Annotated in this window: 11 protein-coding genes and 2 pseudogenes; 9 read left to right on the top strand and 4 right to left on the bottom strand. The window is 69.0% G+C overall.

Going from position 1 to position 10688, the window contains the following annotated elements; translation table 11 throughout:
- Positions 1-241, top strand: a pseudogene (locus ABZD10_RS09410) (glycosyl transferase); the annotation flags it as partial.
- A 23-nt stretch (positions 242-264) separates the two neighbouring features.
- Here ABZD10_RS09410 and ABZD10_RS09405 read toward each other — a convergent pair.
- Positions 265-858: a phospholipid-binding protein MlaC gene (locus ABZD10_RS09405; RefSeq protein WP_372886045.1), complete on the bottom strand. Its 594-nt coding sequence runs from the start codon at positions 856-858 to the stop codon at positions 265-267.
- Position 859: 1 nt separating this feature from the next.
- Positions 860-1639 carry a VacJ family lipoprotein gene (locus tag ABZD10_RS09400; protein ID WP_372886043.1) on the bottom strand — a complete coding sequence of 260 codons (780 nt, stop codon included), beginning with the start codon at positions 1637-1639 and terminating at the stop codon, positions 860-862.
- 179 nt (positions 1640-1818) lie between these two features.
- On the opposite strand from ABZD10_RS09400, the gene ABZD10_RS09395 reads away from it, so the two are divergent.
- The 6 genes from ABZD10_RS09395 to ABZD10_RS09370 all read left to right on the top strand — a co-directional run bounded on the left by ABZD10_RS09395 (position 1819) and on the right by ABZD10_RS09370 (position 7713).
- The gene (locus ABZD10_RS09395; RefSeq protein WP_372886042.1) at positions 1819-3552 is read left to right on the top strand and encodes a type I secretion system permease/ATPase; all 1734 of its coding nucleotides are present in this window, start codon (positions 1819-1821) and stop codon (positions 3550-3552) included.
- Entirely contained in the window at positions 3549-4868 is a 1320-nt protein-coding gene (locus tag ABZD10_RS09390) for an HlyD family type I secretion periplasmic adaptor subunit (RefSeq protein ID WP_372886041.1), read from the top strand. The genes ABZD10_RS09395 and ABZD10_RS09390 overlap by 4 nt, the downstream gene beginning before the upstream one ends.
- Positions 4869-4952: 84 nt before the next feature.
- Positions 4953-5414: a RidA family protein gene (locus ABZD10_RS09385; RefSeq protein ID WP_372886040.1), complete on the top strand. Its 462-nt coding sequence runs from the start codon at positions 4953-4955 to the stop codon at positions 5412-5414.
- A gap of 7 nt (positions 5415-5421) precedes the next feature.
- The gene (locus ABZD10_RS09380; RefSeq protein WP_372886038.1) at positions 5422-6183 is read left to right on the top strand and encodes a glycerophosphodiester phosphodiesterase family protein; all 762 of its coding nucleotides are present in this window, start codon (positions 5422-5424) and stop codon (positions 6181-6183) included.
- Positions 6184-6229: 46 nt separating this feature from the next.
- Positions 6230-7426, top strand: coding sequence for a GNAT family N-acetyltransferase (locus tag ABZD10_RS09375; RefSeq protein ID WP_372886037.1), 1197 nt, complete (start codon positions 6230-6232; stop codon positions 7424-7426).
- Positions 7423-7713 carry a 4a-hydroxytetrahydrobiopterin dehydratase gene (locus ABZD10_RS09370; protein WP_372886035.1) on the top strand — a complete coding sequence of 97 codons (291 nt, stop codon included), beginning with the start codon at positions 7423-7425 and terminating at the stop codon, positions 7711-7713. Before ABZD10_RS09375 ends, ABZD10_RS09370 begins: the two co-directional genes overlap by 4 nt.
- A 67-nt stretch (positions 7714-7780) precedes the next feature.
- Here ABZD10_RS09370 and ABZD10_RS09365 read toward each other — a convergent pair whose 3' ends face one another.
- Positions 7781-8269 (bottom strand): peroxiredoxin, encoded by a 489-nt coding sequence (locus tag ABZD10_RS09365; protein WP_372886047.1) that lies wholly within the window; start codon positions 8267-8269, stop codon positions 7781-7783.
- 86 nt (positions 8270-8355) lie between these two features.
- Here ABZD10_RS09365 and ABZD10_RS09360 point away from each other — a divergent pair, with 86 nt between their 5' ends.
- Entirely contained in the window at positions 8356-9564 is a 1209-nt protein-coding gene (locus tag ABZD10_RS09360) for an NAD(P)/FAD-dependent oxidoreductase (protein ID WP_372886034.1), read from the top strand.
- A complete protein-coding gene (gene rsmD, locus ABZD10_RS09355; protein ID WP_372886032.1) occupies positions 9561-10136 on the top strand; it encodes a 16S rRNA (guanine(966)-N(2))-methyltransferase RsmD in 576 nt (191 codons plus the stop codon). The genes ABZD10_RS09360 and rsmD overlap by 4 nt, the downstream gene beginning before the upstream one ends.
- A 422-nt stretch (positions 10137-10558) precedes the next feature.
- Here rsmD and ABZD10_RS09350 read toward each other — a convergent pair.
- Positions 10559-10688 (bottom strand): annotated as a pseudogene (locus ABZD10_RS09350) (type I methionyl aminopeptidase); the annotation flags it as partial.

Below are 10688 nucleotides of genomic sequence, written 5' to 3'. Positions count from 1 at the left end.
GTGGATGGGCTATGACGACAACACGCCGCTCACCGGGGTCACCGGCAGCGGCCTGCCGGCCGAGATCTGGCACGAGGTGATGCGGCGGGTGCACGAGGGTCTGACGCCCACGCCCCTGCCCGCCTTCGTGCCGCAGCCCAAGCCGGTCGCGCCGGCGCCGCCGGCCCGGCGCAAGCGGCCGGGAGACGTGATCGAGGATGCGGTGAACGATCTGCTGCGCGACATCTTCGGCAGCCGCTGACCGCGCCCGCCCCGCCGCCGCGATCAGCCGGCGCGTTTCAGGTCTTCGGTCAGCAGGGCGATGTCGCCGTTGCGGGCATCGAGCATGGCGCCGATCTCTTCCTTTTCCGAGATCCGCAGGCTGATGCCCTCGATGATCATGTCGAAAAACCGCGGCCGGCCCGACTTGTCCGAGACCAGGAAATCGACCGCGAAGGGGGCCTCGCCGCGCAGGAAGGCCCTGGTGTGCACCTCGTGGAAGCTCTTGACCCTGCGCGCGGCCTCGACCTCGATCCGGCCGCCGACGAATTCCTCGAAGCGGCGGCCGTACTTGCGCGCGATATAGCCCTGGAAGGCCGCCGTATAGGCATTGAGCTGCGCCGGAGAGGCGCGGCGCGCGTCGACGCCCAGCGCCGAGCGGGCGATGATCGGCACATCGCCGTATTTGACGAAGATGCGCTCGAAGTCGCGGATCATCGCGTCGAGCGACTTGCCCGAGGCGATCACCTTGTTGATGTCGGCGACGGCGGCATCCACCAGCGCCCGGGCCTGGGCATCGGTCATCGCCAGCGCCGCGCCGGGCAGCGACGCGGTCAGGGACAGGGCGGACAGCGCCCCCAGAAATCCACGGCGGTTCATCTCAGAAATCCTCGTAGGGGTCGGAATAGGCATCCAGATAGGGATCGAGATAGGCGTCCTCGGCGCCCATTCCAAGCTCGAAGCGACGGTTTTGCAGGTAGATGCTGCGCGCCTGCGCATAGCTGTCGGCGCTGTCATGCAGCACCGACTCGACCGTGGCATCGTATTCATAGCGGTTGCCCATCGCGTCCAGCACATAGGCGGCGGTGCCGATCAGGGATTCGGGCTGGGACAGCAGCACAAAGGGATCAAGCACCAGGTCGACGGCGATGCCGACCGTGTCGCGGGTCGTCGACGGACCCCAGAAGGGCAGTTCGACATAGGCGCCCTCGGCGGCGCCCCAGACATGCAGGGTCTGGCCGAAATCGGCGCGTTCGCGGGGCATGTTCATCTGCGAGGCCGGGTCGAGCAGCCCGGCAAAGCCGATCAGCGTGTTGACCACGAAACGGCCACTGTTCTGCACCGCCGCCTCGACATCGCCCTGCAGCAGGTTGTTGATGACGTCGTTGGGCAGGCTCAGGTGCGAGGCGAAATTGCCCACCACCTGGCGCATGTCGCCGGTGGTGGCTTCGCCGTAGCCCTCGGCCACCGGATCGATCAGCGCCCGGTCGATGCCTTTGTTGAACTGGTGGACCCGGCGGTTCGCCTCTTCATGCGGATCGTTGTAGCCCGCTGCCCCGGGGCCGGCCGGATCACCGGCGCAGGCCGCAACCAGCAGCGCAGCACAAAGGACCGGCAGGACCGGGCCGAGCTTGAATCGTTTTACAAATGCAACCGGCAATGCGAGACTCGGGTTTTCAGCGTATCAGGTTCACGACGTATCAAAGCATTTAGACCAATATGCGGCAGGGACCCAACTGCCGGTGGCCATAAACGGGCATCTGTGGCAGATGTGAAACAAATTGCCGCCCCCTTCCCGGCGCATTTCCGCCAGTCACAGGATTGATCACAGCACCCATCATGGCTCAAGACATTTCACAAGCCGGCCGCGCCGAACTCAGGCAGGCCCTGCGCCGCAACCGGGGCCTGTTCTGGGCCATCTGGATCTTCAGTTTCTTTGCCAATGCGCTGATGCTGACCGGCCCGCTTTACATGCTTCAGGTCTATGACCGGGTGCTGGGCAGCCGCTCGATCGAGACCCTCCTGGCGCTGTCGCTGCTGGTGCTGTTCCTCTATGGCATCATGGGGCTGCTGGATTTCGCCCGTGGCCGGGTGCTGGAACGCGCCGGGCTGCGCTTTGTCTCGGGGCTGGACCGGCGGGTCTTCGACGCGGTGGTCAAAAGCGGCCCGGGGCCGGCCGAAAAAGCCGGCCAGAGCGGGTTCTACAACCTCGACACGCTGTGGAAGATGATCTCGGCGCCGGTGGCGCTGGCGCTGTTCGACCTGCCCTGGACGCCGGTCTTCCTGATCGGTATCGCCCTGTTTCACCCCTGGCTCGGGGCGCTGGCGGTGGCCGGCGGCGCGGTGCTGATCCTGGTGGCGGTGATCAACCAGCTGCTCACCCGCAACCCGGTGCAGGAGGCCTCGGGCGCGCTGCGCCAGGCCGAGACCCGCCGCGCGCTGGTCCATGAAGAGGCCGAGATGATCCGGTCGCTGGGGCTGCGCGCCGGCACCCACGAGCGCTGGCAGGCGGCGCGGCTGGAAGCGCTTCGCAAACAGGCCGTCGCCGGCGACCTCAGGGGCGGCTTCAGCACCACCACCCGCACCTTCCGGCTGCTGCTGCAATCGGCGATGCTGGGGCTCGGGGCCTGGCTGGTGCTGGCCGAAGAGCTGACCCCCGGCGCGATGATCGCCGGTTCGATCCTGCTGGGGCGGGCGCTGGCCCCGGTCGAACAGCTGGTCGGCCAGTGGCCGCAGCTGCAACAGGCCGGGCGCAGCTGGGACCGGCTGGCCACCCTGCTGGGCGCGGTTCCGGTCGAGGCGCCGCGCACCGAGCTGCCGCATCCCGAGGCGCGGCTTCAGGTTCAGAAACTGGTGGTGGTGCCGCCCGGCGCCACCCAGGCGGCGCTGCGGCTGGTCAGCTTCGACCTTGGCCCCGGACAGGCGCTGGGGGTGATCGGCCCCTCGGGCGCCGGCAAGTCGACCCTGGCACGGGCGCTGACCGGACTGTGGCGCCCGGCGGGGGGCAAGGTGCGGCTCGGCGGCGCCCCGCTCGAGCAATACGACCCCGACCGCCTTGGCCAGTACATCGGCTACCTGCCGCAGCGGGTGCAGCTTTTCGACGGCACCATCGCCGAGAACATCGCCCGCATGACGACCCGCCCCGACTCGCAGCGGGTGGTGGCGGCGGCGCAGATGGCCGGGGCGCATGAGATGATCCTGAAACTGCCCGAGGGCTATGACACCCGTGTCAGCGCCCATGGCGGCAGCCTGTCGGGCGGCCAGATCCAGCGCATCGGGCTGGCGCGGGCGCTCTATTGCGACCCGGTGATCCTGATCCTGGACGAGCCCAACTCCAACCTCGACAACCCCGGCTCCGAGGCGCTGAACGGGGCGATCCGCAGCCTGAAGAAGGCCGGGAAATCGGTGCTCATCATGGCCCATCGCCCGGCGGCGATCCAGGAATGCGACCTGCTGTTGATGCTCGAGGACGGCCAGCGCCGCGCCTTCGGGCCGCGCGACGAGGTGCTGAAAGAGATCGTCGCCAATCATCAGGCGATCCGCAAATCGACCGGACAGGGAGGCATGCAATGACCCCATCTCAGCCGCCCTCGATGGCGCCGCAATGGTCGGCCCGCAAGCCGCTGATCCTCGGCATTCTCGCGCTGGTGGTGCTGGTCGGCGGCTTCGGCGACTGGGCGGTGTCCTCGCGCATCGCCGGCGCCATCATCGCCGAGGGCCGCATCGAGGTGGCGCGCAACCGGCAGGTGGTGCAGCACCCCGACGGCGGCGTCGTCGATGCGATCCTGGTCGAAGAGGGCGACCGCGTCGCCGCCGACGAGGTGCTGATCCGGCTCGACGCCACGCGGCTGGCCTCGCAATTGGCGATCACCGAAAGCAACTATTTCGAGCTTCTCGCCCGGCGCGGAAGGCTCGAGGCCGAGCGCGACGGCGCCACGGCGATCACCTTCGACGCGGCGCTGGCGGCGCTGCGCGGCGACCCGGTCTATGCCGACATCATGGACGGGCAGCAGCGCCTGTTCGAGGCCGGCGTCCAGTCGTGGCAGAACGAACGCGCGCAACTGCAGAAACGCCGTGCCCAGATCGGCGACCAGATCGGCGGCATCGAGGCCCAGCGCACGGCGCTCGGAACCCAGCTGCGGCTGATCGAAGAGGAGCTGGCCGACCAGCGCCAGCTGCTCGACAAGGGGCTGGCCCAGGCCAGCCGGGTGCTGGCGCTGCAACGCGAACAGGCCAGCCTGAGCGGCCGCGTCGGCGAGCTGACCGCGACCCGCGCCCAGGCCGCCGGGCGCATCACCGAGATCGACATCACCATCACCCAGCGCGACACCCAGCGCCGCGAAGAGGCCATCTTGCAGCTGCGCGATTTGCAGAACAGCGAACGCGAACTGGCCGAGCAGCGCCGGGCGCTGCACGAAAGACTGTCGCGGCTCGACATCCGGGCGCCGGTCGCCGGGGTCGTCTTCGGGCTTCAGGTCTTCGGCGAGGGGGCGGTGATCCGCCCCGCCGACCCGGTGCTCTACGTGGTGCCGATGGACCGCCCGCTGATCATCGCCACCCAGGTGCCGTCGCTGCACATCGACCAGATCTATCTCGGGCAGGACGTCTCGTTGCAGGTGCTGCCCTTCGACCAGCGCAACATGCCCGCGCTCTGGGGGCGGGTGGCCAAGATCTCGGCCGACGTGTTCCAGGACGAGGCCACCCGCGCCAGCTATTACAAGGTCGAGGTGACGCTGAACCCCGATCAGGCCACGCCCCTGCCCGAGGGGCTGGCGCTGATCCCGGGGATGCCGGTGCAGGTGTTCCTGAAAACCGACGAGCGCAGCCCGATGGCCTATCTGCTGAAACCGCTGTCGGAATATTTCTCGCGTGCCTTCCGCGAAAGCTGAGGGTCGGCGGGGCGGCGTTTTTGGGCTTTCCATCGCGCCCCGCCGCCACTAGCGTCGGGGCAAAGTGACCCAGATGAGGACGACATGAGCGCTATCGAAGCAAAACTGGCCACGCTGGGCGTGACCCTTTCCGACGCCCCCGCCCCCGCCGCCAATTACGTGCCCTACGTGCAGGTCGCAGACATGCTTTATGTCTCGGGCCAGATTTCCAACAGCGCCGAGGGGCTGATCACCGGCCGGCTCGGCGACACCATGGACACCGACCAGGGCGCGGCGGCGGCGCGCAGCTGCGCGATCTCGCTGCTGAGCCAGGTCAAGGCCGCCTGCGACGGCGATCTCGACCGGCTGGTGCGGGTGGTCAAGCTGACCGGTTTCGTCAATTCCACTGCCGATTTCACCGATCAGCCGAAGGTCATCAACGGCGCCTCGGACTTCCTGGTCGAGGCGCTCGGCGATGCCGGCCGCCATTCCCGTTCGGCGGTCTCGGCCGCCGCCCTGCCGCTGGGCGTGGCGGTGGAGATCGAGGGCATCTTCCAGATCAGGTAAGCCCCCCATGCTGGACCCAGCCTTCCTGCGCGCGCCGCTGGCCCATCGCGCCCTGCATGACGTGACGCGCGGGCGCCCGGAAAACAGCCGCGCGGCGATCCGCGCGGCGATCGCCGCCGGCTATGGCATCGAGATCGACCTGCAACTCTCGGCGGACGGGCAGGCGATGGTGTTCCACGACTACAGTCTCGACCGGCTGACCGGGGCGCGCGGCGCATTGCGCACCCGCAGCGCCGCCGAGCTTTCGGGCATCGCCCTGCGCCACGGCGACGAGGGCATCCCCGGCTTTCGCGAGGTGCTCGGCCTGGTTGCCGGGCAGGTGCCGCTGCTGGTCGAACTCAAGGATCAGGACGGTGCCATGGGCGCGGATGTGGGGCCGCTGGAACGGGCGGCGGCGGATGCGGCGCGGGACTATCCGGGGGCGCTGGCCTTCATGTCCTTCAACCCGCACAGCGTCGCCTGCATGGGCGAGTTGGCCCCCGGCACGGCGCGCGGGCTGGTCAGCGACCACTTTGCCGCCGACGACTGGCCGCTGCTGCCCGAAACCACCCGCCGGCGGCTGCGCGCCATCCCCGATTACGACCGGGTCGGCGCCTGTTTCATCAGCCACAACGCCACTGACCTGCAAAGCCCGCGCGTCGGCGCGCTGAAGGCGGCGGGGGCGGCGGTGCTGTGCTGGACCGTGCGCACGCCCAAGGAAGAGGCGGTCGCGCGCCGCATTGCCGACAATGTGACCTTTGAAGGCTATCGCGCCGAGATCGCCGCTTGAACCCCCGGCGCGGCGCGCCAAATACTAATCGGGGAGACAGAATTTCATGGACGGCGCTAGGATCGAAATAGACCTGCACGACAGCCTGGCCGCGATCGGCGCGCGCGACTGGGATGCCTGCGCCTGCCCGGAGGCGGTGGCGGGCGGGCGCGCCGCCGACCCTTTCACCACCTACCGCTTTCTCAACGCGCTGGAAGACAGCGGCTCGGTCGGCCCCGGCAGCGGCTGGCGGCCGCATCATCTCAGCGCCCGACTGGATGGCGAGATCATCGCCTGCGCGCCGCTCTATGCCAAATCCCATTCGCAGGGCGAATATGTCTTCGACCACAGCTGGGCCCATGCCTACGAGCGCGCCGGCGGCCGCTATTACCCGAAGCTGCAGATCGCGGTGCCCTTCACCCCGGTGACCGGGCGCCGGCTTCTGACCCGTCCCGGCCACGAGACCACCGGCGCCAGCGCGCTGCTCAGGGGCGCGGCGCAGGTGGCCGCCGACAACCGGCTGTCGTCGATGCACCTGACCTTCTGCACCGCGACCGAGGCCGAGGCCGGGCGGCGGCTGGGCCTTTTGCACCGCACCGGCCAGCAGTTCCTGTGGCAGAACCGGGACTATGGCGATTTCGACGGGTTCCTCGCCACCCTGTCATCGCGCAAGCGCAAGAACATCCGCAAGGAACGCGCCGTCGCCCAGGCCTTCGGCGGCGAGATCGTGACCCTGACCGGCGACCAGATCCGGCCGCATCACTGGGACGCGGTCTGGGCCTTCTACCAGGACACCGGGGCGCGCAAATGGGGCCAGCCCTATCTGACGCGCGGCTTTTTCGAGATCGCCCACGACCGGCTGCGCGACGACATCCTGCTGGTGCTGGCCATCGACGATGGCCGGCCGGTGGCCGGGGCGATGAACATGATCGGCCGCGACGCGCTGTTCGGGCGCTACTGGGGCTGCCGGGCACATCACCCGTGCCTGCATTTCGAACTGTGCTATTATCAGGCCATCGACTGGGCCATCGCACAGGGGCTGGCCCGGGTCGAGGCCGGCGCCCAGGGCGAACACAAGCTGGCGCGCGGCTATCTGCCGGTGGCCACCCATTCGCTGCACTGGATCGCCGACCCCGGCTTTGCCGAGGCGGTGGCCGAGTTTGTCGAGGCCGAGCGCAACGCGGTGGCCGAAGAGATCGAGGTGCTGACCGGCTGGGGGCCGTTCCGCAAGGACAACAGGGACATCAGAGAGGAGCACCAATGACCGAGAAACTCAGCGCCGCCGCAAGGGACGCCGTCCTCGGGCCGCTTCTGGCCAACGGCTGGGCGATGGTCGAAGACCGCGACGCGATCCACAAGAGCTTTCAGTTCGGCTCGTTCATCGAGGCTTTCGGCTGGATGGCCCGGGCCGCGATCTGGGCCGAGAAATGGGACCACCACCCGGAATGGCGCAATGTCTACAACCGCGTCGACGTGGTGCTGACCACCCATGACGTCGGCGGGCTCAGCGCCCTTGACGCGAAACTGGCGCGCAAGCTCGACACGCTCTGAAGGGCCGTTTCGCCGGATGATCGGGCGCGCTGCGCTGGCGCCCGCCCCCGATCGCCGGCGGCGCAGCTCAGAGCGCGGCGAGCAGGGTCTCGCCGGCGGTGAAATTGCACACCCCGCGCTGTTGCTCTTCCTGCAGCCAGGTGACGGTGCCGTCCTCGACGATCGCGGCAAAGCGGCGGGTGCGCTCGATGAAGCCGACCTGGGGCGCCGAGAAGGAAAGCCCCATGGCCCGGCTCAGGCTGCCGTCGGGGTCGGTCAGCATGGTGATCCCGGCCGCGCCGGCGCCGGTGCTGCGGTCCCAGGCATCCATCACCCATGGGTCGTTGACCGCCATGCAGACCACCTCGTCCACCCCCTTGGCCCTCAGCGCATCGGCAACCCGGATGAAACTGGGCAGATGGGCGCTGGAACAGGTCGCGGTAAAGGCGCCGGGCAGGCCGAACAGCGCCAGTTTGCGCCCCCGGCACAGGTCGGCCACCGGCAGCGCTTCGGGCCCCTCGGCCCCGAGCCGCATGAAATGGCCCTCGGGCAGCTTCTGGCCCACTGAAATCGTCATATTGCTCATCTCTCGATTGCCTCTCTCCGCCCCGTCGATATAGGGTCGCCGGACAGTTCGGCAACAGGATTTCCCGGGAGACAGCCATGACCCACGTCGTTGTGATCGGAGCAGGACAGGCCGGCGCCGCGCTGGTGGCGAAACTGCGCAATGACGGCTTTGACGGCCGCGTCACCCTGATCGGAGAAGAACCGGTCCCGCCCTATCAGCGCCCGCCGCTGTCGAAGAAATACCTGCTGGGCGAGATGGCGCTGGAGCGGCTTTTCCTGCGCCCGGAAAGCTTTTACGAGGAACAGGGCATCGCGCTGCGCCTCGGCACCCGTGTCGATGCCGTCGACACCGCCGCCCGCAGCCTGTCGATCGGCGACGAGAGCCTGCGCTACGACGAACTGGTGCTGACCACCGGCTCGGCGCCGCGCCGCCTGCCGGCAGCCATCGGCGGCGCCCTGCCGGGGGTGCATGTGGTGCGCGATCTCGCCGATGTCGACGCCATGGCGCCCGAGTTCACCGCAGGCAGGCGGGTGCTGATCGTCGGCGGCGGCTATATCGGCCTCGAGGCCGCCGCCGTGGCCGCCGCGCGCGGGCTTAAGGTGACGATGGTGGAAATGGCCGAGCGCATCCTGCAACGGGTCGCGGCGCCTGAGACCAGCGATTACTTCCGCGCCCTGCACCAAGGCCACGGGGTCGAGATCCTCGAAGGTGTCGGCCTTGACCATCTGACCGGCGACGACCGGGTCACCGGCGCCCGGCTCAGCGACGGCCGCACAGTGGATCTGGATTTCGTCATCGTCGGCGTCGGCATCACCCCCGCCACCGCGCTGGCCGAGGCGGCGGGCATCGCGATTGACAACGGCATCGCCACCGACGCGCGGGGCCGCACATCGGCGCCGCATGTCTGGGCCGCCGGCGACTGCACCTCCTTTCCCTACCGCGGCGGGCGCATCCGCCTCGAGAGCGTGCCCAATGCCATCGACCAGGCCGAATGCGTCGCCGAAAACATCATGGGCGGCGACAAGGACTATGTCGCCAAACCGTGGTTCTGGTCGGATCAATACGACGTGAAACTGCAGATCGCCGGCCTCAACAGCGGCTATGACAGCGTCGTCACCCGCAGGGGCGAGGGCAGTTCGGTCTCCTTCTGGTACTACCGGGGCGCGACCCTGCTGGCGGTCGACGCGATGAACGCACCGCGCGACTACATGATCGGCAAGCGCCTGATCGAAGCCGGCAGATCGCCGGCACCCGAGGTGATCGCCGATCCCGGCACCGACATGAAAGCCCTGATGCGCCCATGAGGATCATCGCCGGAGAGATGCGCGGCACGGCGCTGGCCAGCCTCGGCAAGGGCGATGCCGGCGCCCATCTGCGCCCCACCACCGACCGGGTGCGCGAAAGCCTGTTCAACGTGCTGATGGGCGGCAGGTTCGGCGACCCGATCGGCGGGGCCGTGGTGCTCGACCTCTTTGCCGGCACCGGGGCGCTGGGGCTCGAGGCCCTGTCGCGCGGCGCCACAAGCGTCACCTTCGTCGATGACGGGCGCAAGGCGGGCAGCCTCATTCGCGAGAACATCCGCCTCACCCGCAGCAAACCCGCGACCCGGCTCATCAACCGCGACGCCACCCGCCTGCCGGCCTGCGACGGCCCGCCCGCAACGCTGATCTTTCTCGATCCGCCCTATGGCAAGGGGCTGGGGCTGAAGGCGCTGGAGGCCGCGACCCGGAGCGGCTGGATCGCCGCCGGGGCGCTGATCGTCTTTGAGGAAAACGCGCCGCAGCCGGCGCCGCAGGGCTTCACCCTGCTGGACGGGCGCAGATACGGCGACACCCATGTCACCTTTCTGGAACCAATAGCGCCAGGGATGGCGTAACGGATAGCGCAACGGGCCGCGCCAAGGGCACCCCGGCACGGCCGAAAGCGCCCCGGCCGCAGCGCTGCTGCCGTGGTGGCGGCCGATCAGCCCGCAGGGGTGATCTCGGCAATGAAAGGTGGCGGCGCCGCCAATCGGATATGTGGAACGGGACGATCCCGCAAACCGGAACAAGATTCGGTCTGGCCCCGGGGCTGTCGGCCCCTTGGCCCCTTCTCCTGGGGTGCCGGACCATCGGGCCCGGCGTGTCGCGACGGAACAGAACCTAGCCGCAAGGGGTTAACCGCCGGTGAGCCCGGCGCGCGCAGGCGGCTGGCAGGCGGCCCGCAGACGGCCTGCCCATGGGCTTCATCTCTTCGGAAATACTCCGGGGGGGCCTGCGGGCCGGGGGGCAGCGCCCCCCTCGACCGCGCCGGCCGCGATCAGCCCCAGGTCGGGTGGAAACGGCCCGCCGGCGACAGGGTGAAGATCTCGACCCCGTCGGCGGTCACCGCCACCGAATGCTCGAACTGGGCGCTGAGGGATTTGTCGCGGGTGACCGCGGTCCAGTCG

The organism is Shimia sp., from assembly GCF_041624275.1.
Classification (GTDB): domain Bacteria; phylum Pseudomonadota; class Alphaproteobacteria; order Rhodobacterales; family Rhodobacteraceae; genus Shimia.
The sequence above is the reverse complement of the archived record's forward strand: the minus strand, read 5'-3'. Positions and strand labels throughout refer to the sequence as shown.